General features: G+C 70.2%; 26 protein-coding genes and 3 pseudogenes. 20 read left to right on the plus strand and 9 right to left on the minus strand.

Going from position 1 to position 22,285, the window contains the following annotated elements; genetic code table 11:
* Nucleotides 1-49 precede the first annotated feature (49 nt).
* From GWK25_RS10160 to GWK25_RS10220, 14 genes and pseudogenes are all read left to right on the plus strand, one after another.
* Complete coding sequence (locus tag GWK25_RS10160) at nt 50-526, plus strand: hypothetical protein (RefSeq protein ID WP_308404202.1); 477 nt, start codon at nt 50-52, stop codon at nt 524-526.
* Nucleotides 523-966, plus strand: a complete 444-nt coding sequence (locus GWK25_RS10165) for a hypothetical protein (RefSeq protein WP_215449479.1) — start codon at nt 523-525, stop codon at nt 964-966. Before GWK25_RS10160 ends, GWK25_RS10165 begins: the two co-directional genes overlap by 4 nt.
* 9 nt (nt 967-975) lie before the next feature.
* The gene (locus GWK25_RS10170) at nt 976-1,401 is read left to right on the plus strand and encodes a hypothetical protein (protein WP_215449480.1); all 426 of its coding nucleotides are present in this window, start codon (nt 976-978) and stop codon (nt 1,399-1,401) included.
* Nucleotides 1,402-1,433: 32 nt separating this feature from the next.
* Nucleotides 1,434-2,324 carry a winged helix-turn-helix transcriptional regulator gene (locus tag GWK25_RS10175; protein WP_251828801.1) on the plus strand — a complete coding sequence of 297 codons (891 nt, stop codon included), beginning with the start codon at nt 1,434-1,436 and terminating at the stop codon, nt 2,322-2,324.
* A complete protein-coding gene (locus tag GWK25_RS10180) occupies nt 2,321-2,842 on the plus strand; it encodes a hypothetical protein (RefSeq protein ID WP_215449481.1) in 522 nt (173 codons plus the stop codon). The genes GWK25_RS10175 and GWK25_RS10180 overlap by 4 nt, the downstream gene beginning before the upstream one ends.
* A gap of 44 nt (nt 2,843-2,886) precedes the next feature.
* Nucleotides 2,887-4,080, plus strand: coding sequence for an MFS transporter (locus GWK25_RS10185; RefSeq protein ID WP_251828802.1), 1,194 nt, complete (start codon nt 2,887-2,889; stop codon nt 4,078-4,080).
* A 118-nt stretch (nt 4,081-4,198) separates the two neighbouring features.
* A pseudogene (locus GWK25_RS43310) lies at nt 4,199-4,470 on the plus strand (hypothetical protein).
* 102 nt (nt 4,471-4,572) lie between these two features.
* Entirely contained in the window at nt 4,573-5,799 is a 1,227-nt protein-coding gene (locus GWK25_RS10190; protein ID WP_215457305.1) for an ATP-grasp domain-containing protein, read from the plus strand.
* A gap of 74 nt (nt 5,800-5,873) precedes the next feature.
* A pseudogene (locus GWK25_RS44710) lies at nt 5,874-6,906 on the plus strand (MFS transporter).
* A complete protein-coding gene (locus GWK25_RS10200; RefSeq protein WP_215449482.1) occupies nt 6,903-7,586 on the plus strand; it encodes an HAD family phosphatase in 684 nt (227 codons plus the stop codon). Before GWK25_RS44710 ends, GWK25_RS10200 begins: the two are co-directional and overlap by 4 nt.
* Nucleotides 7,587-7,635: 49 nt before the next feature.
* Entirely contained in the window at nt 7,636-8,508 is an 873-nt protein-coding gene (locus GWK25_RS10205; RefSeq protein WP_215449483.1) for a DUF317 domain-containing protein, read from the plus strand.
* Nucleotides 8,509-8,553: 45 nt separating this feature from the next.
* A complete protein-coding gene (locus GWK25_RS10210; protein ID WP_215449484.1) occupies nt 8,554-9,045 on the plus strand; it encodes a hypothetical protein in 492 nt (163 codons plus the stop codon).
* 24 nt (nt 9,046-9,069) lie between these two features.
* Nucleotides 9,070-9,579, plus strand: coding sequence for a hypothetical protein (locus GWK25_RS10215; protein WP_215449485.1), 510 nt, complete (start codon nt 9,070-9,072; stop codon nt 9,577-9,579).
* A gap of 63 nt (nt 9,580-9,642) precedes the next feature.
* Entirely contained in the window at nt 9,643-10,644 is a 1,002-nt protein-coding gene (locus GWK25_RS10220) for a SpaA isopeptide-forming pilin-related protein (protein WP_215449486.1), read from the plus strand.
* A gap of 124 nt (nt 10,645-10,768) precedes the next feature.
* Here the strand turns inward: GWK25_RS10220 and GWK25_RS10225 are convergent.
* Nucleotides 10,769-11,690: pseudogene (locus GWK25_RS10225) on the minus strand (NAD(P)-dependent oxidoreductase).
* 11 nt (nt 11,691-11,701) lie between these two features.
* On the minus strand, nt 11,702-12,193 hold the full coding sequence (locus GWK25_RS10230; protein ID WP_215449487.1) for a DUF6233 domain-containing protein: 492 nt from the start codon (nt 12,191-12,193) through the stop codon (nt 11,702-11,704).
* Between the two features lie 462 nt (nt 12,194-12,655).
* Between GWK25_RS10230 and GWK25_RS10235 the strand changes: the two genes are divergently transcribed.
* Complete coding sequence (locus GWK25_RS10235; RefSeq protein WP_215449488.1) at nt 12,656-13,282, plus strand: nucleotide-binding protein; 627 nt, start codon at nt 12,656-12,658, stop codon at nt 13,280-13,282.
* Between the two features lie 291 nt (nt 13,283-13,573).
* Here GWK25_RS10235 and GWK25_RS10240 read toward each other — a convergent pair whose 3' ends face one another.
* On the minus strand, nt 13,574-14,356 hold the full coding sequence (locus GWK25_RS10240) for a hypothetical protein (RefSeq protein ID WP_215449489.1): 783 nt from the start codon (nt 14,354-14,356) through the stop codon (nt 13,574-13,576).
* Nucleotides 14,357-14,620: 264 nt separating this feature from the next.
* Between GWK25_RS10240 and GWK25_RS10245 the strand changes: the two genes are divergently transcribed.
* The 5 genes from GWK25_RS10245 (at nt 14,621) to GWK25_RS10265 (ending at nt 17,621) form a co-directional block, all read left to right on the plus strand.
* Nucleotides 14,621-14,980: a DUF317 domain-containing protein gene (locus GWK25_RS10245; RefSeq protein WP_215449490.1), complete on the plus strand. Its 360-nt coding sequence runs from the start codon at nt 14,621-14,623 to the stop codon at nt 14,978-14,980.
* Between the two features lie 96 nt (nt 14,981-15,076).
* Nucleotides 15,077-15,385, plus strand: coding sequence for a hypothetical protein (locus GWK25_RS10250; RefSeq protein ID WP_374200604.1), 309 nt, complete (start codon nt 15,077-15,079; stop codon nt 15,383-15,385).
* Nucleotides 15,386-15,463: 78 nt separating this feature from the next.
* The gene (locus GWK25_RS10255; RefSeq protein ID WP_215449491.1) at nt 15,464-16,150 is read left to right on the plus strand and encodes a DUF317 domain-containing protein; all 687 of its coding nucleotides are present in this window, start codon (nt 15,464-15,466) and stop codon (nt 16,148-16,150) included.
* 15 nt (nt 16,151-16,165) lie between these two features.
* Complete coding sequence (locus GWK25_RS10260) at nt 16,166-16,678, plus strand: hypothetical protein (RefSeq protein ID WP_215449492.1); 513 nt, start codon at nt 16,166-16,168, stop codon at nt 16,676-16,678.
* Between the two features lie 49 nt (nt 16,679-16,727).
* Nucleotides 16,728-17,621 (plus strand): hypothetical protein, encoded by an 894-nt coding sequence (locus GWK25_RS10265; RefSeq protein ID WP_215449493.1) that lies wholly within the window; start codon nt 16,728-16,730, stop codon nt 17,619-17,621.
* Between the two features lie 146 nt (nt 17,622-17,767).
* On the opposite strand, the gene GWK25_RS10270 is transcribed toward GWK25_RS10265, so the two are convergent.
* The 6 genes from GWK25_RS10270 to GWK25_RS10295 all read right to left on the minus strand — a co-directional run bounded on the left by GWK25_RS10270 (nt 17,768) and on the right by GWK25_RS10295 (nt 22,283).
* Nucleotides 17,768-17,911 (minus strand): hypothetical protein, encoded by a 144-nt coding sequence (locus GWK25_RS10270; protein WP_215449494.1) that lies wholly within the window; start codon nt 17,909-17,911, stop codon nt 17,768-17,770.
* A 151-nt stretch (nt 17,912-18,062) separates the two neighbouring features.
* Nucleotides 18,063-18,758, minus strand: a complete 696-nt coding sequence (locus GWK25_RS10275; protein ID WP_215449495.1) for a hypothetical protein — start codon at nt 18,756-18,758, stop codon at nt 18,063-18,065.
* Between the two features lie 102 nt (nt 18,759-18,860).
* Nucleotides 18,861-19,310: a hypothetical protein gene (locus GWK25_RS10280; RefSeq protein WP_251828804.1), complete on the minus strand. Its 450-nt coding sequence runs from the start codon at nt 19,308-19,310 to the stop codon at nt 18,861-18,863.
* An 81-nt stretch (nt 19,311-19,391) separates the two neighbouring features.
* Nucleotides 19,392-21,119: a relaxase/mobilization nuclease domain-containing protein gene (locus GWK25_RS10285; protein WP_215449496.1), complete on the minus strand. Its 1,728-nt coding sequence runs from the start codon at nt 21,117-21,119 to the stop codon at nt 19,392-19,394.
* Nucleotides 21,116-21,511, minus strand: a complete 396-nt coding sequence (gene mobC, locus GWK25_RS43320) for a plasmid mobilization relaxosome protein MobC (protein WP_308404204.1) — start codon at nt 21,509-21,511, stop codon at nt 21,116-21,118. The genes GWK25_RS10285 and mobC overlap by 4 nt, the downstream gene beginning before the upstream one ends.
* Nucleotides 21,512-22,109: 598 nt before the next feature.
* Nucleotides 22,110-22,283, minus strand: a complete 174-nt coding sequence (locus GWK25_RS10295) for a hypothetical protein (RefSeq protein WP_251828805.1) — start codon at nt 22,281-22,283, stop codon at nt 22,110-22,112.
* Between the last annotated feature and the right edge of the window lie 2 nt (nt 22,284-22,285).

Below are 22,285 nucleotides of genomic sequence, written 5' to 3' on the forward strand. Positions count from 1 at the left end.
GAAAATGCCACGCCCTATCTCCCTGAATCCAACGGAAAGGAATTGCGCTGTGCCTGACGCCGACGACGTGCTGGGCGTCCTTACCGAGCAGATCCAGTCCCGCTTTGAGATGCCGATCGCCGATCTGCGACGCGCGGTAGCCGCCGCCCCGCAGGCCAGCCCGGACGCCACCACGATCGTGCGCTGGCACGGGATGCTCACCGAGGCCCAGCACGTGCTGGACCGGGCCGAAGACGCCCTGGCCGAAGCCCTCGCCCGCCACGTCGACACGGTCTCCGACGGCGAATTCGTCGAGCTTCCCGAACACGTCATGCAGCTCGCCGACACAGTGAACATCGCGCACACCGTGCGGGAGGGGCGCGCCATGACAGTGCGCCACCTCCTCGACCCCCAGGCGATCGGGAATCGCAGCCCGGGGGCGTGGCGCGGGATAGCACCCGCCGCCCGCCGGGGCCCGGCCCTCCCCACCGCCGCACCGTCTCTGCCGGCCACCGCGCAAGCACCCGTACGCGGGGCGGCCCGGTGAGCGTGACCGACAAGACCTCCAGCCAGGACGGTCTGCTGGAGGGGGCATTCGGTGCCCCCATACCTGACCTTTACAGGCAGGCGGTGGGACCCGACGCCCCCGCGGCTCTGTTGCGCGCTCTGGAGCTGCGTTCCTTCCTGGTGGTGGCTGAGGAGCAGGTGGCCCGGGTCCGGGACCGGGTCCACCAGGCCACCTCCGCGGACCGCGACATGAACGAGTTGTCCGCCGACGATTTGCGATTCGACGCCCAGTGGATGGAGGCGGCCCTGGCCGGGCGCGACGGCTATGTCACCGCTCTCGGCCAGCTGCTGCGCGCGATGCCCCCGCCCGGGCCGGTGCCGCGCCGGCCCGTACGGCTCACGCAGCCGACGACCACCACCGCCCTTCCGCCTGCCCCGGCCGACGCCCGAGCCGGGGCAGTGCGAGGGCCTCGACCGTGAAAGCCCCGATTGCCCGCACCTGACGCCACGGCCCAGACGATCGCCGAGCGCATCGAGACCCTGTACGCCCAGCCGCTGGTCGACCTCGAAACCTTGGCCGGCCTCAACCCCGACGGCAGCATGCTCGCCGCCCTGCTCGCCAGCCTCACCGACCTGCAGTTCGCCGAGCGCAACATCGCCTTCCAACGCCAGCGGCTGCGTCAACTAGCTGACCCGGAACGAAAGATCGACACCGTCGAGGCAGGTCACATCCTCGACTGCGCCCGCCGGATCGCCGAATCCGTCGCCACCCGCGACGCCCACGCCAAGACCCTGAGCGGCGTCCTGGCCAGCCTGCACCGCGTCCCCGCCCCGGACGCGAAGCCCGAGCCCACTCCGGCCACGTCCGCCGCACCGGTTCCCGCTCCCGCGCGTGCCGTCGCCCGCACCCGCTGACCCCCACCAACCCCGCCTGAGGAGTTTCCCCCTTGGCCTCCACCGGTCTGTCCCGAACCACCCTGAACGATCTGTCCCGCGTCACCGAGAGCCTTCAGATGCTCGCCCCCAGTTGGAGCGTGTGGGTGCTGATGACCCTCGCCTCCCAGCCGCTGCGCTACACCGAGGCCAAGTCCAAGCTCGCCCTGCTGGCGGACGGCCAGCTCCACCCGAAGCTCGGCAAGCTCGTCGACGCCGGTCTCGTCGAACGCACCGAGCACGCACCCCGGCACGTCACTTACGGACTGACCCGTCGCGGCGCCGACCTGATGCCTGTCCTGCCCGTGCTTGCCACCTGGGGGGACACGCACCTGGAGAAGCCTCTCGTACGGAACAAGGCCACCGGCGAGCTTCACCCGCAGCCGGTCGCGGTGGCCCAGAACATCGAGGACACGATCGCTCTGATCAGCCCGCGGCATTCCACGCCGCTGGTGTGGGCGCTGAAAGCCCGCGGGCCGGCGAGCGCCAAGGCACTGGCCGCCGAGGTCATGCCCACCTACAGCCTCAGCCGCGTCTACCCGCCGCTGCGCCGGGTGATCGACGACGGGCTGGCCGAGATCACACCGGCCGGCGATTACCAGCTCTCCGCCAGCGGGCGGGCCCTCGCTCCGGTCTACCAGGCCCTCTCCGCGTGGGCGGCCGGACACCCGCTCACCGAAGCCGCCACTCACCCTGTGTGGGGCCAGGCCCTGACACCGCCTTCCTCAACCCGGTCGGGACCGTGGCTGACCACCCAGTCCCGCCAGCCCGTGCCACCGGCCGCGCCCGCCCCGGCTCAGACGGCCAAGGCCCCGGCCACACGGTGGCAGCCCGGCGACCTCTTTTCCCACCCGATGCCCGCCCGCCCCCTGGCGATCTCTCCGGCAGGAGGCCCGCGCCGATGACCAGCACCGCGATCCTCAACTCCCCGCACACCGGCCAGGTCATCAACGCCCTGTCCCTGCCGTCCCTGATCCGGCTGGTGAGCGAGATCGACGACAACGGCCCCATCAGCCACCGACGCGGCAGCCTCCAGGGCGCCTTCGGCGACCTCACCCGCCACCAGCTGCGCTACGCCATCGATGTCGCCCGCGCACTGGGCCTGGTGCACTTCACCGACCACGCACCGGCCCGCTACTGGCTCACCGAAGCAGGCGAGGACCTCGCCGAGCTGTACGACACCGTCGCCCGCTGGTCCCGCACCCACCAATGCCCCAGCACCGTCAGCGACTTCGTCACCCGCGTCCAGCACACCCTGAAACTGCTCGGGGACAACGGCGCCGTCCTCCCCACCGAAACGGCCTTCGCGCTTGGTCAGCTGCGGACCGCGCTGGCCGACTGGCTCCAGACGCATCCGCAGGTCCTTAACGCCGTGGCATCCCGCTCCTCCCGCGCAGCGGATGAGACGGAGCACGCTGCGTGAGAGCCCGTACTGGAAACCGGCCCTCTCGCCGGCCGGTTTCCCCCTTGCTGCGCAGCCTTTATCTCCCCCGCAGCATGGACGCCGCCGCGTTCGCCATGACGACGTACGGCATCCCCTTGCTGGTGCTCGCCACCACCGGCTCCGCCGCCCTCACGGGCCTGGCATTCGCCCTTGAATGGGCGCCGCGGCTGATGGCCTTCACCCTGGCCGGTGCCCTGGTCGACCAGCACGGGACCACCCGCGTCTTTCGCTTCGCCGCCACCGCCCGGGCCGTTCTCGTCCTGGCCGCCGCACTGCTCCTGGAGGCCCAAGCCGACGGGCTGGGGGAGACGGTCACGGTGATGGCGCTCGCCGCTGGTACCGGTGTGCTTACCGAGTTCAGCTATATCGCGGCCGAGACCGCGGGCGGGGCGGCCAGCCGCACCGCCGGTGCGCGCGCCCACCGTGTGCAGTCGGTACTCCTCGGCATCGATCAGATGGCGACCCTGGCCGGACCCGCGCTCGCCGGACTGCTCCTCGCCCGCACCGGCGCCACCGGCATGCTCGTCGCGACCGCCGCCTTCTCCCTGCTCGCCGCTGCCCTTGCGCCCAAGCAGCACACCGACCAGCACGCCACTACCCCGGCGGCCGTACGGCAGGGATGGAAGGCGGGCTGGCAGACCCTGCACGCGCTGCCGGCACTCGGCTGGCTCGTGGCGGGGCTGACGCTGTCCAACCTCGCCGTCGGCGTCCTGCAGGCCGCCGCCCCCGTGATCGTGGTCCAGCAGTTCGGTCACTCCAGCGCGGATGTCGGCCTGCTCTGGTCAGCCGCCGCCGCAGCCTCCCTGATCGCGATCTCCCTGTGTCGCCGCGTCATCGACCACTGCGGCCTGTGGCCCGCCGGCGCCGTCTGCGCGACGATCACGGCCTCGGCCTGCCTCGCCCTCGCCTTCGCGCACACATACCCCGCCTATCTGGCGCTGATCGCGCTCTTCATGGCCGGAGAAGGCGGCATGACCGTCGTGCTGCGCACCCTGCGCTCCCACCTGATCCCCGCCGACGTCTTCGGCAGCACGCTCGCGGTGACAATCCTGCTGCTCCTTACGCCCTTCCCGGTCGCCGGCCTGCTCGTCGCCGCCATCCCGCCCAGCCAGTTCGGCCATGCGATCACCGCCTGCGCCGTCCTGCAGGTCATCGGCCTGGCCACCGCCTTCATCCGGCTGCGCACCCTCCCGGACCTGCGCCCGTCAGCCGCCTGATCTCCACCCCGCACTCGCCTCGCCCACCCGTCCGCTTCCTTGAGGGCTGCCCGATTCCCATGTCCCACGCCGTCAAGCAGGACGTCCCGACCGCTTCCCGAAACCTGTTGGCCTTCGCATCGACAGGCGAACGATCACGGAGCAGTTCCACGACTTCGACACCGAACACCCCTACGTCTACCGCGCGTCGGAGCGGCTTACCGCAGACCGGCTTGCGGCGGGAGCTGCCCGCATCGGGCTGAAGGCCCTCTTCGAAGCGCTGCGCTGGCGACTCCCGCAGGGTGTGCGCGGGCTGAACACAACTTCACGGCCTTGTACGCCCGCAAGCTGATCGCCGATCACCCCGACTGGGCCGGCGCGTTCGAACTCGGCCACCGACGCACCCCCTGACCCGACGGCGAACCAGACCAGACCAACTCCCCTCATCCAATCCCAATTTGGAGCACTCCGTTGCCGTTTCGCCCCGTCGTCCTGATCGCCGCCGCCGCTGACATGGAGGCCGAGGCATACCGCGCGTACTGCCTTGAGAACGTCGCCGCCCACTACGACGTCGTCCTGATCACCGATGCCCAACCGACGTGGGAACGCCCCTACCTTCTGGACTGGGAGGTCGCCGACCCGACGGACCAGGCGGCCCTGACCGCCGCCGCCCTGGCCCTGGCCGAGCGGCACCCGGTGGCCGGGGTGATGACGTGGACCGAGTGGTACCTCGTGCCCGTGGCCCGCCTCGCCCGCCGCCTCGGCCTGCCCACCCCCGGACCGGAGGTGATGCAGGGCTGCCGAAACAAGGCCACCTCCCGTGCCCTGTTCGCCCGGCACGCGGTGCCCTCGGCGACCTCGAACGGCGTCCGCACCGGTGAGGAGGCGGCCCGCACTGCGCAGCACATCGGCTACCCGATCGTCCTCAAGCCCGCCGCCCGTGCCGCGAGCGCCGGCGTGATCCGTGTCGACACGCCCGAAGAACTGCCGGACGCCTACGCCTTCGCCGCCCAGGCCGCCCGCCTCGGGGCCGAGAGCACCGAGGTGCTGGTCGAGGAATACCTCGACGGTCCGGAAGTGAGCGTCGAATGCGTCACCTACCAAGGCACCACCACCGTGGTCGCTGTCACCCGCAAGACCGTAGGACTCCCGCCGTACTTCGAGGAGATCGCGCACGCGGTTGACGCCGCCGACCCGCTGCTGGCCACCGTGGCCCCAACGGCGCAGGCGGCCGTGCAGGCCCTCGGCGTCACCGACGGCGTCAGCCACGTCGAACTCCGCCTCGTCGACGGCCGCCCCCGGCTGATCGAGGTCAACGCCCGCCTCGGCGGAGACATGATCGGCCACCTCGTGCACCTCGCCACCGGCGTCGACCTCGCCCGGGCGGCGGCGGACATCGCCTGCGGACGCGCCCCGGACCTCACCCGGACGCACAGCCGTGCAGCGGCGATCCGCATGATCTACCCCGCCCACCCGGGCACCCTCACCGCACGCCACCTCACCGAAGGCTTTGTCGAGCAGACGCCGTGGCTGGAGCGGGTCCACTTCCACCGCGAGGTCGGCGACCAGCTGGTGCTGCCGCCGGACGGCGACCTGTTCACCGCACGCATCGGGTTCCTGATCACCACCGGGCCGACCGCCAGTGTGGCCCAGTCCCGTTCCCAGGAGGCATACCGCCATCTCACCGTCCAGGTCGACCCCCACTTGACGGCCGTGCCCGCGCAGGACACGGCCGAGTGAGCGCGGCGACTGCTCGCGTCCCTGTCCACGGCCGCCGTCTGCTGACGGGGTACTTCGCCGCGCTCGGGGTGGTGATGGCTGTCTGGGGCGCGCGGATGCCGGCCGTCCAGCAGGCGGCCGACCTGAGCACCGCAGGTCTCGCCCTGGTGCTCCTCGCCGCCGCCGTCGGTATGGTCATCGGCCTTCACGTCGGCGGGCGTCTTGCTGCTCCTGCCAGGGAGCCACTGCTGCTGACCAGCGGCGCCATCGGCCTCGCCGCCGCCCTGGCGGTGATCGGCGCCTGCCGCACGCCGCTCACCCTCGCTCTGGGGGCGTTGGTGTTCGGTATCGCGCACGGTGTGCTGGACGTGGCTCTGAACGCCGCAGCGGTCCGATGTCAGGACCGTCTCGGACGTTTCATCATGGCGTCCTTGCACGCCGCCTACAGCCTCGGCGCGCTCGGTGGGGCCGCGCTCGCCGCTCTCAGCGCCCACACCTCCCACACCTGGCTGTTCGCCGTCACCGGCGTCGCCGTCGCCTCGGCTGCTGTGGCCATGGCCCCAGCGGCCCGCTCCCTCGGCATGCTCAAGCCCACAGCCCCGGCCACGGCACGGCGCTCGCCAGATCTGAAGGTCTCGCCGGGGGGAGGGGGCCGCAGCCGACTGGGCGGCCGTGCACCTGCACAGCCTGGATGCCTCGACGGCGGTCAGCGCCGCCGCGTTCGCCCTCTACAGCGCGGCCATGGCCGCCGGAAGGCTCGCCGGAGACCGCCTCACCACCCGCTTCGGCGCCCCGATGGTCGTACGCACCGGCGCCGTCCTCGCCGCAGCCGGGCTCACAGCAGGGCTGGCCCTGGCCACCGTCCCGGCGGCCCTGGCGGGCTGGGCGGCACTGGGCCTGGGCCTGTCCGTCACCATCCCCAGCCTGATCACCGCCGCCGGACGCGGCGGACCCCGTGCCGTCGCCACCGTCTCGGTCACCGGCTACGCCGGACTGCTCGCCGGCCCCGCCCTCATCGGCGCACTCGCCACCCTCACCGCCCTGCCCCACGCGCTGCTGCTGCCCGCCCTCCTCGCAGCCGCCGTCGCCGCCCTGTCCCGCAAAGCCCTGGAGAACCCCGCCCCTTGACCAGTACCTCCCTCACGCCGACCGGCGTGGACGCCGTGATCGTCGACTACAACGGCGTCGCCGGTCTGCAGCCCACCAACCCCATGTGGACCCGCCTCGCGGACATCGCCGAGTGGCCCAGCAGGCAACTCGACTCCTTCCAGGACGCCTTCTGGGCCCCCCGGAACGCTTACGACGCCGGAGAACTGAGCGATCTCGCCTACTGGGCCAAGGTCCTCGGCCACCACCCCAGCCCGCGGTGGCTGCGCACCCTACGCGCCGCCGACACCGCCATGTGGATCCGTACCGACAACCGCGTCCTCGACATCCTGCACCGCGCCCGCCAGCTGGGTCTGCCCATGGTGCTCCTCTCCAATGCCCCGCATTTCCTGAGTGACGTTCTCGATGCCACCGACTGGCGGCGCGAACTGATGACCGACGCCCTGTACTCGGCCCGTCTGGGCCTGTGCAAGCCCGACCCGGCTGCCTACGAACACGCCCTCGCAGCCACCGGCATCGCCGATCCCGCACGTGTGCTGTTCATCGACGACCGCGCGGACAACTGCCAGGCCGCCGCCGAACTGGGTCTGCGCACTCTGCACTACACCGGCCAACCCGCCGACCTGGAGGAGCAGTTGCTTCCCGCCGGCCCGACCGCCGTGTTCTGTCCGTCGGCGGCTCGGCGGGGCGCCAGTTGCTGATCCCGCCCTTCCACTGCTCGATACCACCACCTCGAACCCCAGGACCTTCGTGCCCGACACCGAAGAGATCGACGGCGACGTCTACGTCTCCCCCCGCTACCTCGCCGGCAGCACCTTCACCGGAGACCCCGCGCTGGAGCCCCTCCTCGCGCTCGGCTTCGACCTCCGTCACGACGACCTCGGCAATGTCTTCGTCAGTGCACCCGACCACCGCGTCCGACTCGGGTACCTGCCCGAGGGAGACGACGACGGACTGTGGCGGATCAACGCCTACCGCGACCGCTTCGGCCCGCCCGCATGGGGCGTCAGTTTCAACGACGCGGCCCCCACGGAGTTCGTCACCGCCTTCACCACCGCCCTCGCTCACGCGTACACCGCCGGCCCCGATATCTACCTTGCCCCGCCCGACCTCAAGGACCCCGAACTCGGCGCCTTCGATGCCGTCGTCCCGCTGATCAAGAACGGCTGGCAGTTCCAGCACCCGCGCTGGGGCGTGATGGAACTCCAGCCCCCCGACGGGCTGGCCACCCTCGAATACACCACCGGCCGCCTCGACCCGGAGAAGGAACTCACCACCCTGGAGGCTCGCTGGCACCTGTGGGGAGGCCCGAAGAGTGGCCATGCCCGCTGGTACGCCACCGCCACCACCCACACTCCGACCGCCCTGGTCAAGGCCATCACCCAGAGCGTCTCCGACCCGGCACCGCTGCCGCGCTGGAAGGACTCGATGCTCTCCCGGCTGCGCGAGTCCGCCCAGCTCACCCCCGTCACACCACCCGCACCCCCAGTCCCCACGCCCCTCGACGTCCAGCGCGCCGCCGCCCGCAGGCCACCGACCCTTGGCACCCGGAGCGTCCCGCGCTGGAGCACCACCACCGTTGCCGCAACTCCTGCCACAGCCTGTACCGGCCCTCGCCGCTGAACCAAGCCCCTCCTCCCGGCCCACATGTCAGAAGGCATTTGATTCTTGTCCCTGTACGCCCAGCAGTTCTTCACCGAGCACCTCACCCTCCCGTTCACCCAGGGCACGGTCGTCGGCAACACGTACTACGCCACCCCGCTGCCGAACTCCCCGCTGCGGCTGCGGATCGACTTCTCGCGCACCATCCGCGAGAACGAGTACGGCGGCCTGCGCCTTGCCGTGGTCCACCCCGAGAAGGGGGATCTCGACGCCGTGGTCCTGACCTTCGACGAACACGGCACCTTCACCCGACGCGACGCCGCACGTGATGTTCGGCCCGGTTTCAGCGGCTACGCCCGCATCCTCGACCTGCGCCACTACAACCGACAGCCGCCCTGGCACGGCGCGGAAGTCGCCGGCCTGCGCTCCGCGATCGAGCAGTACACGAACATCTGGTTCCCCGGAGCATGGGCGACCTCGCCCCGCCCCTGGCCGCCAGCCCGCACAGCGCGCAAGGTCCCCACCGCCCCGCACAGCCCAGCAGCCCGAACCCGCTGACCTTCCCACCGAACCCGGAGACACATGCCCCCGTCCCGCTGGCTGGCCCTTCGGCGCCGACCGCAGCCCGAGGCCCCCCGCCCGGACGAGCACGAGGCCCACTCTCCTTCGGGGCCGCAGGGCTTCTGGCTCACAGACCCGAACTTCCGCGCCCAACTCCACTGGGCCACGCTCACGATGCTCGACCTGGTCGAGGGCGTCCTGGACGACGACTTCACCTTGACCGAGGCGATCGACGGCGCCCGCTACCACGCTGCCGACCTGCTCAATATCCCCGCCGAGGGCGGCATCCTCGTCGAAGCCGAGGCCGCAACCCAGATCGTCAAAGCCGCCGGCCTGCCCGTGGGCTCACCCTTCGGTAACTCCCTCGCCCAGGGCCTGGCCCGCATCGAGTCACTGCCCATCGACGACCAGCAGAACCTCGTCCGGGCTGCCGCCCGCCGCTACGCGATCAATGCCCCCTCGCACAGCCCGGCACGAACCCGTCCGGTCCCGGCCGCCCCACCAGTCCAGCCTCCGCGCCGTACCCGCTGACCGGCTTCGCCACTTCAACCGGCGGGCAGTCCCGCCCGCGTCCCACACAGGAGAGTCCCCTTCTTGCACACCCGCTCTGCCCGCCTCCTTCCCGCTGCAGCCGTCACCATCGCCGCCGTGGCCGGCACCGTGTCCCTGGCTCCGGCCGCCGCAGCACAGACGCCCGAGCCGACGCCATCCACCTCCGCTGTCCCCCTGAGCACGGCCGAGGCCGGCGGAGTCACCATCCTGAAGAAGGATCCCGGAGGAGACGTCCTCGCCGGCGCATCTTTCGCCCTGCTCGACTCCGAAGGCCAGCAGGCAGCCAACGGCAAGACCAACGCCGACGGCCAACTGGCCTTCGAGGACCTGGCGCCGGGGGTCTACCGGCTCAAGGAGGTGTCCAGCGGCAGCCCGCTGCACGACCTTGCCGACGACCAGGACGTCATCGTCACCCCTGGCGCGGACACTCCGCTCACGATCATCGACCCCTACAAGCCCGCCACGGTCACACTGAAGGCCAGAGACAGCAAGAGCGGCAAGCTGCTGCCCGGATCAACCGTCAACATAGGCACCGGCGGCACCACCGTTCTCACGCTCACCACCGGCGCAGGCGGCACCGCCTCCGCGAAGCTGCCCGTCAACAGCCGCACAGGCACCCATTTCTGGGTCAAGGAGACCAAGGCACCCGCCGGATACGCTCTCTACAAGCCCTCGAAGAGCTTCACCGCGAAGCCCGGCAGCCCGGTCACCGTGACCGTCACCAACGCCAAGACCACCAGCACGGCGCCCCGTTCCTCCGCGAAGCCGTCAGGCAAGCCGACCACCGACGAGTCCACGTCGGACAAGTCGACCCCGGACCAGGGCGACAGCACTTCCGCGCCGTCCGACGCCGCAGTCGTCGCCGACACCCCCTCGAGCACGGCGTCCCCCGCCCCCGAGGGCACGCTCGCCCACACCGGTGCTGACGCCACCCCGTGGCTGCTCGGCGGCGCCGGCGTCCTCCTCGCTGCCGGCGCAGGCGCCGTCTTCGCGGCACGCCGCCGCCGAGTCGACGACGACAGCGACGGCCCCGCACAGAGCTGATATAGCCCCGACGGCACCCCCGAATTCCCTCACGGATTTCGGGGGCTTTCGCGTGCCCGGCAAACGGTCTTGCCGGATGCGAGTCGTCACCTTGCCAGACGCCAGAGGAACACTCGCAGGCGCCCTATGCCGGCCGACGGAACCTACGGGCATGGTGGACGGCATGACCGTCGTCGTGAAGGAACTCGCGGGCGCCGCGGAGCCTGGTCCGCAGGCGTTGCTGCGTGGCGCGGGCGTCGAGACGCACGTTGAGGGGGCCCGGCAAGGGGCTGTTGGCTCGTCGTCCGGCGGCCAGTCGCGTGGCATCCAGTCCATCGCGCCCGGCGATCAGCACGCCGAGGTCGTAACGGCTGACGGCGTCCAGCCCGGCGAGGTGGAACACGCCTGCGGTCTCGGACAGCGCGAGTTCCAAGAGCGCGGCAGCCAGGTCCTCGACGTGCACCGGGCAGCGGATGTCGTCGGTGAACAGAACGCCGTCACGCGTGCCGGCCACGAGCGCGTGCACGGCGCGCTCGTGCACGGACCGGCCGTCTCCGATGATCAGCGAGGTGCGAGCGACCACGGCCGAGGGCGCGAGGAGCCGTACGGCCGTTTCGGCGGCGGCCTTCGCAGCACCGTACGGGGTGACCGGGTCGGGAAGGAAGACAGGTCTCGTCGTAGTGGACGCGGTCCGTAGAACACGGCGTCGCTGGAGACATGGACCAGGCGGCAGCCCTGCTCCACGGCTGCCATCGCGACGTGGACCGCGCCGTCCGCGGTGACCGCCCAGTCCGGCTTGCCGCTCGACGCGTTGATGACGACTGCCGCAGCCACGTTGCTGATCACCCGGCGACCTGCGCGGGGTCCCGGACGTCGAGGGGAAGCCAGGTCACTCCCGAGATGGTGCCGGGTCGGGTGGTGGCGAACGTCGCGGCGGTCTCGTGCCCCGCCACAGTGGCCTGGCGGATCAGCTCGGTTCCCAGGAAACCGCTTCCACCGATGATCAGGACCGTCTTGGACCGACACGGTAGAGGACGCAGAACCGACCGCGCTGCCGCTTCCGGCATCGCCGTGGCAGCTACCCGTAACCTTTGCCCAGCTCCAGTACAGGGACGAGTACTTCGGCCGCGACGCACTCGTGGCACGCTGAGGCGCCGGGCCGCATGAGCGCGTCCAGCGCCTCCATCGTGCCCAGCTCCTTGCCTCCGTCCGTCGCGTGGCGGCACACGGCGTCGTGCACGATTGTGCGGCCACGGTGCTGTGGATCGGGCCGTACGACCCACCCCGACGGCTTCGGCGTCGAAGGAGTCTCAAGGCGCCGCTGCGTCGGGACGGCCGACAGATCCACACCCTCGATCGGCTGGAGCTGCTCATCCGTGACCCATACCGAATACTCAGCAGGCTCCACCCCCTCCTCCGTCCCTACCCAGGAGGGCACGCCGATCCGGTACCTCCACGGGTGTCGTCCGGTCGTCTGCAACCGTTCGTAGAGGCGGACCCGCACGGTCTGCTCATCCGGCATGACCAGCGTGATCAGAGCGAACGGCTGCGTCGGGGAGGCAGTCACCACGGGTCCTTCCTTACGCGGCCCCAGTCTCCAGGGCCCGCGCCAGACGCCGCAGTTCTACGCGGGCGGCGGGAGGAGACGGCTGGGCTGACCAGTGTCCGTGCCACACGATCCGGGAGGACAGGTCCAGGAGGCGCCGACGCAGAGCCGTGGTTCCCGCCGGGGGCGGGAGCGCGGCGAGAGCGTTGTACGTGCGATACCAGTCGCGCTGCGCTTGCAGGAGGTCATGGGGGTAGGGCGCAAACTCCATGACTCTATTCAATCACTTGTTCGATTCCTGTTGCCATCCCCTCCGGCTACTGCGACTCGCAGCGATGGGTGGCCACGCGCAACCCTTCTTGGTCACCCGAGTCCCCGCCGCAGGGCTGAGCGCCTCGTTGGCGAACGCGCGGCCGAGACTCACCGGGCGGCGTTGGTGTGCTGGCTGTGGCGTACTGGTGATCTGGGCTCGTTATAGGAGGAACGATGGTGGAGGTGCCAGCGAGTCGCACGATCTTCGTGGCCTACCCATGGGCCTCGGTGCAACCGAGCCGCCCTGAGTACAAGAGGGCGTTCAAGGAGGTCGAGAAGGGCTTCCAGGTGAGGTTTCAGTTCGCCGAGCAATCCCTGGCCTCCGGAACGGTCCTGGACAAGATCAAGGGCTTCATCGCCTCAGCGGCTTTCGGGATTTACGACTTCACCGGATGGAACCCGAACGTGACCTTGGAGTACGGGCTCGCGCTGGGGATGGGGCGTAGGGCCTTCATCGCCTTCAACCCCACCGTGACACCAGCGAGGAACGTGCCGAGCGACGTCCAGGGGTGGGACCGGGTCCAGTACAAGGACCTGGACGATCTTGTGCGAGAAGTAGAGGGCATCGTCATCGCAGAGCTGGGCGTGATGAGTCCGGCTGATCAGTTTGAGGAAGAGCGTATGGCTGTGGTGCAGGCGGTCAGAGAGAGGCCGGGAATGCTGCTCCGAGACGTGGCCGCGGCCGTGGGTAAGGACAAGGACCTGGTCAAAGTCCTACTCAAGAGAAGCACTGGGGATGCCGGCGAGCTTGAGACCGCGGGGGCCACCAAGGGCACGCGCTACTTCCCGAAGGCGGCTTGATGTATCGAGTCACGCCAAGGGCACGGTGCCCGTGCCCCGCGCAGGCAGACAGTCCATCGCAGACGGCTTTGCCGCTTCGTCACTACCCCGGGTGCATTTCCTGGCGCATGGCCTCTTCGAGTCGCCGGCAGGGTCTCGCAGCTTGTGTGATGCAGCGGCATCGTGGCCTGCGGTTTCGCCCGAGTCTCGCGCCGTATCCCGGCCCGCCAGACTCACGGTCGTGTCCGATCCTCGGACCGGCGCTCGGCCTGAGCGACGACGACCTACCCGCGCCCTGACCGGCGGCCAAGCTCAGGTGCTGCCATCGAGATGCGAGCGAGCCGCTTGAACGAAGTCCGTTCGCACTTCGTGGAAACGCTGCCACCGCCCGTGGGGGTAGCGCTCCACAGCCTCGCTTAGCGACAGCTGGTGTGCGTTCGTGAAAACGAGGGCCGTGGTGTCAGAGGCAGATAGCAATGCCAAGGCGAGGATCTGGAGGCCGAGGCGCTGTCCGTACTCCGTTCGGCCCGGATCGTCGGATTCCATTCCCTGCAGCTCGCGTAGCGAACTGAGAACCGCCGCGATCGGCCGATGCTGATCGGAGGGAACTTCGCGCTGCTCACGCTGCCCGGCTTCTTCGAGTACTCCCATCGCTCGCGCGGCGGTGAGCGCCTGCTCCAGCTCGAAGATCGTCTGGACCATGGCGCCCTGCAAGGCGTAGCCCTTAGAGACGATCTGCTCAGGTCCTTCGAGCTCAATCTTGCGATATGCGTCGGTTGCGACCACAGACCGAGAATGAGCCGCTTCGAGTCCCAGCTCGGCCTCCGGCAAATCTTCGTCAGCGAGATGTCCTGCTACCTCTCCGGCAGCCAGCCTGAACTCATCCACGGCGCCGAGATATTCGACCCAGACGTCGCGCCTTACGGTCCGACGCCACTGTGCATTTTGGTCTCGTCCCTGCGCCCTGACCGCTTCGATGGCTGCGTTCGCCTGCTCCTGCATGCCGCGTGCCTGCCAGCGGGCCCCAAACAGGCCAAGCGCCACACCTGCCACCGCGATCAGCGCCGCGAGTACGGCAGCTGCCCCCTCATCCATCCCGGCATTGTTTCACGCCGAAGATCACGCCAAAGGGCCGCGTCGACTGGTGGCCGCGAATGCGCGGGGGTAGTCGGCCAGTCTCACGACTGCGGCCAACTGGCCACGGTTCGTGAAATTCGGCCATGGGGCATGAGATCCCACATCACTGTCCAAGGACATTTCGCCTGGGGCAGACAGGAAAGATCGCGGAAGGACTGGCCAACGCTTCTGGAGCATGTCAACGTAGACGCCTTCCCGGAAAAATACCAGGTCAGAGAGGTGATGCCGGTGACCGTGGAGGTTGCCCAGCCCGGATTCGCCACGACCGTCGAGGCCCTGCGGCTGCACTCCTGGAAGCTCGGTCCGGGCCAGCCGACGCTGGTGACCGACCAGTTCACGGACGCCGATTTCAAGCTGGTCGTGGACGATCGCGCCGACATCCATGTGAACAGCAAGGACGGGCGGTTCTACCTCGGATGGTTCCCGACGGGTCGTCCCGGCACCGACGGTGAGGGCTGGGTGATCGCGGTCACCGGCTCCGCGAAGGTCCGTGGGTACCGGATGTCGTTCGACACCGAGACTCCGGCTGCCATCGTCGCCGCCGCCGTGGCCCAGGTCCTCGCCACTGCCCAGCCGCTCTGAACAGCGGGGCCGGCGCCACGCCACCGGGGCGCACCGCGCGCCGCATACCCTGCCCAGCTTCGGGACACGCTTGTCCGCTACCGCGAGGAGAACGCTGTGGACGAACCGCATCTGCACGAGATGACCGTCGGAGAACTCGTCGACCTTCTGTCCGCCTGCGACCGTGAAGCGACGGTCCAACTCGCCATCAACCCGCTCTTTCCCATGGCCCACCGTATCGGCGGGGTGATCGCTGCCCAGGATGAGAACGGCGATCCGCTGGTCTTCATCGCCGAGGCCAAGGACGCCGAGCAAGTCGGCCCCCTCCCACCGGATGTTGCCGTCGAACTCACCTGGCACGAGCCGACCGAGGCTCCCGCACGCCGCCGTCGCAGGGCGACTGGTCCACGCGACGACGGCAGCTGAACCACCAACGACCCTACGGAGGCGCCCCTGCACCCGCACGACCCCCACGACCTTTCCCACCCCGACCCGCAGGAGGCGGTGTACTGGGTCACCCCGCGCCACCTGGCCGGCGACGACGGCGCGCTCGGCGAGCGGATCGGCGACCTGCTGACCGGCCTGGGCTGGAGGCTGTGGCCGACCTCCCGTCACACCCTGCTGTACGTGAGCCCGGACGAGCTGCGCGGCGCCGAGTGGATCCTCGCCAGCTACCCCTTTGAACTCGGCGGACTGCCCGTGGCGTGGCAGCTGTCCGCCCGTCCGGACGCCGCGAGCGCCCTGACGGAGTGGAACGCCTACTTCACCACCGGCGTCCCACACGAGGCGCTCGCCGACCTCCTCGTCGCGCTCGATGCCCGCGAGGCGCCCGACACCGGGTTCGACGAGCCTCAGGCGGTTATGGCCGCGCTCGTCTCCCACGGCTGGATCCGGGACGTGGACCGCCCCGCGACCACTGCCACGGACCCCGGCTTCGCCTCCAGCGTGTCGCTGGAGGAACTGCCCAAGCTCATTCAGGATGCCGACCCGCGCCCCGATCTGATGGGCTGGCAGGCATGGGCGGAACCTGTCTTGGGCGCCCCCTACCTATGGTGCGCCAGCTTCAGCGCCAGCGTCCCGCACGACCTGGTCGCGGCCTTCGCCGCTTCGCTCGCCTCCCCGGTCCCCGTGCCACGGCGCACCCTGCCCGAGGGCGCGCAGGAGCGGCTCACCGTCGTGCGCCGTGACTGACGACGACGCCTCCTCATGCCGGCTGCCCGTCGCCCCGGACGGTCGCTTCCGCTGCGAAAGGACACCGATCTGTCGGTTTCACACCTGTCCCCTGGACGACTCGCGGTCGCCAATGCCATCGCGGCGGCCGGGCCGGGACGTCACTACCTGCACGTCATCCGGCCGCTGATTGCCCAGGAAGTGCTCGCCGAAGTCCTCTACCTGGGCGGCAACACCCTTGGGCTCGGGCCTTTGAGCATGGAGCGCTTCGACCGCCTGACGCGCCTGGTGGACCGGGCCCTGGAGGATGCGGGTAATCGGTGCGGGTCGTCGGTGCTGTCGCTGGTGTCCGACGCCCCCACCGACTCGGGCCTGGCCCGGACGGTGACCCGGTACATCATCGAAGACGGGCAGTGCACCGAGGCCGGAGAACTGAACGCGCGCGAGTACGGCGCCTGCGCGGTCACGCTCGCCCGCGTCGAGGCTGACAGAGCGGCCGAGGACACGCGCACGCTCGCCACCCTGCCCGGCCGTTTCGACTTTCTCTGACGAACCCTTCGTCACCCACCCGCCCCACACTGATCCCTTGGAGGTCTGCTTGCCCCTGCCCATGATCCGGCTGTCCATCTCTCCCACGAACGGGACCGCTCACCACGGCGTCCTGCTCGGCACCGAGCCGTTGACGGTGTGCGCTACGCACTCGACGGATCTCGCACCGATCGCGGAGAACACCACGCACTCTTTGTGCCAGAGCTGTACGCGTGCCTGGCTGATCCTGGCCACGCAGCCGCACCCCGGCAGCGAACCGGATCTCCGGCCCGCCGTCGGCACCGGCAAGGGCGCCACCGCTCACCTGCCGATCCCCGGCCATCTGCTGGGCTACTGCGGCAAGTCCCTTGACGCTCGCCCGACTTCGGCCCGCCGGGTGTGCGCCAACTGCTCGGCGCTCGCAGCGGCTCTGGAGCGCTTCCACCGGCTCGCGGGCGAGGTGAGCGTGTCCTGCGACGGATCCTGCCCGCGCGACGAGGACCTGCTGTGGGCACCCAAAGGCCACGCCAATCTCGTCACGGGACACCGCCGCCGCGCCGGGACCGGCACCGGCCTGTGCGACACGCCGCTGTCCGGACCGAACCCCGAGGCCACCAACGAATGCGCCCCCTGCCGCCGAGCCTGGAGGACCGAGCGCGACCGGCGGACCGCCGCGCTTCCCCACATGAGGGCACGCGCCCGCGGGTGGGACCAACGCCGTGAACTGGACACCTTCCAGGGCCGTGCCGGTGGCCTCAACCCCGGCGACGCCTATACGCTCTCCGGCTGCCCGGACCAGCACCACGTGCTGACCGTGACCCAGCCCGCCCGGGGTCGGCGACTTGCTGTCCTCGTCTATGTCCCCGCCGCCGACGAGATCGCGGAACTGGGCCTTCACTACGATCGCCTGCTTGCCATCGAACGGCCGCACGCGCCGGAGGCGGGCACGCCCACGCTGCCATGACCCGTGCGGCGGCACGCACCGGCCTGCTCCAGCCGCACCATGCATGACCGCCGCGTCACCCCAGGGCCCGGTTTCCTCACCTTCGTCAAGGCGAGGAAACCGGGCCCGTTTTCGTTGCGTCAGGCTGTGCTGTGCCGTCCCAGTGCTCACAGGAACCCCGACGGTGTGGGTGGTGTGGGGACGTTCCTACGGGGTGGCAGGCGCAGTGCGAGCTGTTCGACGTAGTGCCCGAGATGGGGCGGCATCGGCTCGGGCAGCGCGTCGAGCGGGAACAGTCGAAAGGGCGACAAGTCCGGCATGTGGCCGGATGGCCCACGGCCGGAGACGCAGCATGGCCCTCGCCGTGTGCAGGGTCCGGCAACACGGTAATGCCGGACGACGAACGCCCCGTCCTCCCCGGCCTGGCAACGGGGGGAACGGGGCGCGACGGAGCGTCGTGTGTCAGAGGGCCTGCGCCGCCCGGACGGCGTCGGCGAGATGGGCGTCGACGAGAGCGGGCACCCCGGACAGGACCACCAGAATCGTGCCGGTGCGGATCGCCGTCTGCTTGACGACGCTGCGCTGCCCGCCGACCGAGTAGGTGAGCAGCTGGCTCCACTGCTCGTCACCCAGGTCGGGGGCGGCCGTCTGCTCTGTACCCATGTCGACGACGGTGCTGCCCGACACGAGCTGGTACGTGGGGCAGGCGGTCATCGCGTCGAAGATCTCCCCGACGCCCTTCGACAGCTTCGTCGCGGTGTCGCTGTACAGCTCCTCGGACACCTCGGAGTCGCTGTCGCTGGCATAGGTGAAGGACGTCTTCGCCTGGCGGGGGAAGGACAGGCCGGTGCCGGTGGTCGCGCTGCCGCCGAGCTTGGCCAGGGCCGGGCAGCCGATCACGGTGACATCGTCGTGCGTGGCCGGACGCTGCGGCTTGCGGCGGTAGCCCTCGCCGAGGTCGCTCTCATCAAGGAGCCGCTTGCTCAGCGCGGCCGAGGACAGCGGTGCGGACGCCGGGGCAATCGAGCCCACCACGTGGGGTGCGGCGATTCTGGGGGAGGACGGTTCGGCGGAGGTGGTGCTGCCGGTCGAGCAGCCGGTCAGAGTCAGAGCGGCGAGAGCGCTGAGGCTGAGGACGGTAGTGGGGGGAAGGCGCATGTGAAACCCCTAAGTGGCGTGCGAAGCGGACAGGTTGCCTGCGCCGGCCCTCCGGGCACCGGCAGAGAGAAGGGGAGTTGGGGTTTCAGGGGTGTCGCCGGCTCAGTGGCCGAGGTGGCGCAGGCCCTCGTCGAGGGTGGGGTGGAAGTGGTCGACCGGACCGGAGTTGCGGTTGAACCAGGCCGGGTCGAGGCGGGGCTCCGGCGTCGTGTGGCCGACCCGGCAGCGCAGGTGGATCGTGTCGTCGCACATGCTGAAGATGATCCAGTCCCGGTATGCGCCGCACTCGGGGCACGAACGGACCTCGCCGTCGATGACGAGTGGCTGCTGCCAGCGCATCATCAGGCCCTCGACCTCCTGACGCGAGGGGACCCGCAGGTCCGGCGGCAGGAAGTCGGGCACCACCGCCTTCGTGGCCGGGTCCGGAGCCTGATCAGCAGAGGGCGGCGCCGGGGGCTGGAAGCCGGGGTGCGAATGCAGGGTGTGCAGCAGGGCGTGGCCGGCACGCTGGGCGTCACGGAATTCATGGTGGGCACGAGCGCGTCCGAACATCCGCTCTCCTTCTCTTCGTCTGACAGGCCACATGGAGGGTGCCTCATACGCCTGACCTGCTGCAACTCTCAGACTCCGTAATCAGCGGGCCTTGCCCAGGCCCTTGTCGCGGCCTGCTGCGGGCGTTGCCGTACGCCTCGTCGTACTGGCCGAGGTTGCGCTGGAGGTGGTGGGCATTGTGGTCGCGTCGGCGGGCAGGTCGGCCATGCGACGCAGCCGCCACACCAGCACGTCGCTGATGGAGTCGGCGGTGTTCAACTCGCGCCGTTCGGCGGCTTCGGCCAGGAGCACGGTCGGGTCGTGGCCGGCGCTTTCGGCGTCGGCGAGGGTGGCCGCGAGGGCGTACCAGCCCGGTTCGGCCAGGATTTGCTCGACCAGCTGTGGCACCGCCGCTCGTAGGTAGGCGGCCTGCTTGTGCCGCAGGGGCTGCGACAGATGCCGTCCCCGCTGGTACAGCACCCCCAACGGGACGTCGGCGGCGGCATGGTAGGCGGCGCGCAGGTGCTCGGCAGCCTGGCGGGCGGCGGCGGCCTGCTGGGCGTGGTTCTTCTTCGCGTGCCAGTGGGCTGCGGCGGTGACGAGGAAGAACGCCATGTCGATCAGCATCGCCGTAGTGGCTCCGTCCTCGCCGCGGCCGAGTGCCGGCCCGCTGTAGACGAGGTCGCGGGCGGCCTCGCGCAGGGCGCGGTCGTGACCACGTTCAGCCAGTACGTGGGAGCGGGTGGCCCGTTCGAACGCGAAGGCCGCATCTCGTAGTTGGGCGCGGGTGTGGGCAGCGGAGGTCTGGGCGAGTGCGTCCAGGACCTCCCCGGCCGCCGCGATCTGCGCGGCCACCGCCGCGTCCTGACCGCCGTCGATGACCAGCACCGCCTGCCACGTGGCCGTGGCGGCCCGGCGCCGTGCCGTGGCCGGTCCGCTCGGCGCCAGGGGGATGCCCTGGTCCGAGGACATGTCGGCGCTCGGGGAGGGAGTGTCGTTGGAGAAGCGTTTACGGATACGAGGCAGGGACAGGTCGGGGGAGAGGGTGGAACCGGCGTAGAAGACGGGCTCCTGGTCCTCGTTGCGGTCGTCGGGGAGCGCGACCTTGTAACCGAGCAGGTCACCGGAGGGTGCGACGCGTTTGCGGATCAGCACGCCGGCGTCGGCCAGGCGGTTGAAAAACTCCTCCTCACTCGTGGCGCCGGCCACTGCCTGCCGTACGGTCTCGCGCAGTTCCTCGCGGGCGGGGCGCTCGCGGCCCTCCCGTTCGGCCTTGTGCCGCTCTGCACTGGTGGGACGTTTGGCGGCGGTGCCGTCACCGGTGTTGAGCTGTTTGAGCCCGTACTCCGCTTCGATCAGCCGGGCCTCGGCCTGGGACCGGGCGGCGTCATTGTTCAGCCGTGGCCGGCGGCGGTCCTCGCGGACGAGCGTGGCGATGATGTGGATGTGATCGTCGGCGTGCCGTACGGCGGCCCAGCGGCATGCCGCGTCGTCGCCGTCGGGGGCGATGCCGGTGGCCGCGACCATGCGGCGGGCGATGTCACCCCACTGCGCGTCGCTGAGGATGGGGTCCTCGGGGGCTGCCCGGACAGACAGGTGCCACACGTGCTTCTTGGGCCGACGGCTCTTGGGGAGGGCCTCTACGGGCATGTCCAGCAGCTGCTGGAGGTCGGCGTACGTGGCGTTCGGGTCGCGGCCGGGGTCGGGGGCGAGGCTGTCCCAGGCGGCGACCAGGTGCGGGTCGATGTGCTCCTCGTGGGTGCCGGGCTCGTAGAGGTAGTAGAGCAGGCCGATGGTGCGCTGCCCGCGATCGTGGACTCGGGGAATCATGCCGCGGTGGTCTCGGTCTCCAGGTAGTGCCGGGTGAAGACGTCCACGCGGCGGGCCGCGCGGGTCACGGCGTCGAGGACGGCCATGGTGTTCGGGGCGTCCGCACCCGAGTTCAGGGCCTTGGCCACCTGATTGACGTTGTTGCCGATGTGGCCGAGGTGCCGGCGCAGGGCGAACAGCTCGTTCAGCACTTCGCGTTCGGTGGCAATCTCCGCGGCGGTGCGGTCGAGATCGCGGGCGGCTTTGAGCGCGGCGTGGGCGAGGAAACTGGCGACGCTCATACGACAGGCGGACGCTGCGCGAGCGAGCAACTGGTACTCGTCGTCGTTCATGCGGCAGCTGGGTTGGCGCACGCGCTTGTGCTCGTCACGCAGGCGCTCGCGCTGCTGCACGTGCGGCTTCGACGGTGCGGTGTGGGCGCACTGCTCGGTGTGGCAGGTATGCGTGTCCTCTTCCCCAGGACGCGAGCCGCCCTCGGTCGCGTCCTGCTCACTCGGCGCCCCCTGGCGCCGGACTTCTCCCGCCACTCCAGGGGCGGGGGAGGCAAGAGCATTGCTCCCGACGGGAGCAATGCTCTTGCGATAACTTGCTCGCGCAGTAAGCGAGTTGGGGACCGGCTCATCCGGTGTGGGAGTGGAGCTCGTAGTCGAGATTGTCATCGGGGTGCGGTTCCTGGTGGTGCGGAGGAGATGCTGGATATCTGCGGCGAGGTCGACCATGGCAGCCGGTCCGTCAAGGACTCGGACGCGCGTTTCGGGCGTGTTCTGGACGAGCCACTGGCCGTTCGGTGCCAGAACGGCCGCGTGTAGGAACTGGTGGTGGACCAGGACGTCCGCCCAGGCGGCGGCCTCGGCGGCGGTGGGGGCGTACGTCCGTGGGTGCGGGGGTCGAATGGCGTTTCCTTCCTCGAGGGGCGGTGGCCCGGCATGAAGCCGGGCCACCGCAGCGATTGATTGCAGTAGAGCCGCCTGACCTGCGTCTAAGCAGGTGTCAGCCGCACTCGGGGCAGCGGGCGAAGTGCCGGCTCATCGCCCTGGCCATGTTGTGCTTGACCGTGATCGCCTGCTTCGCGCTGGTCTTGGCCGGAGGGGTGCCGGCTTTGCGCTCCGCATAGGCGGTCAGGAAGCGGATGTCCTTCTCGAAGTCGGACCGGATGCGCGACAAGC

This window comes from Streptomyces sp. ATCC 21386 (assembly GCF_018728545.1).
Classification (GTDB): domain Bacteria; phylum Actinomycetota; class Actinomycetes; order Streptomycetales; family Streptomycetaceae; genus Streptomyces.

Bases quoted from the DNA above. Each gene is read 5' to 3' on its own strand.
- GWK25_RS10260 (WP_215449492.1), top strand. From the start codon at position 16,166: ATGCCGGCTGCCCGTCGCCCCGGACGGTCGCTTCCGCTGCGAAAGGAC.
- GWK25_RS10190 (WP_215457305.1), top strand. From the start codon at position 4,573: ATGGAGGCCGAGGCATACCGCGCGTACTGCCTTGAGAACGTCGCCGCC.
- GWK25_RS10215 (WP_215449485.1), top strand. From the start codon at position 9,070: ATGCCCCCGTCCCGCTGGCTGGCCCTTCGGCGCCGACCGCAGCCCGAG.
- GWK25_RS10240 (WP_215449489.1), bottom strand. From the start codon at position 14,356: ATGGATGAGGGGGCAGCTGCCGTACTCGCGGCGCTGATCGCGGTGGCA.
- GWK25_RS10180 (WP_215449481.1), top strand. From the start codon at position 2,321: ATGACCAGCACCGCGATCCTCAACTCCCCGCACACCGGCCAGGTCATC.
- GWK25_RS10280 (WP_251828804.1), bottom strand. From the start codon at position 19,310: ATGTTCGGACGCGCTCGTGCCCACCATGAATTCCGTGACGCCCAGCGT.
- GWK25_RS10285 (WP_215449496.1), bottom strand. From the start codon at position 21,119: ATGATTCCCCGAGTCCACGATCGCGGGCAGCGCACCATCGGCCTGCTC.
- GWK25_RS10245 (WP_215449490.1), top strand. From the start codon at position 14,621: ATGCCGGTGACCGTGGAGGTTGCCCAGCCCGGATTCGCCACGACCGTC.
- GWK25_RS10275 (WP_215449495.1), bottom strand. From the start codon at position 18,758: ATGCGCCTTCCCCCCACTACCGTCCTCAGCCTCAGCGCTCTCGCCGCT.
- GWK25_RS10235 (WP_215449488.1), top strand. From the start codon at position 12,656: ATGGTGGAGGTGCCAGCGAGTCGCACGATCTTCGTGGCCTACCCATGG.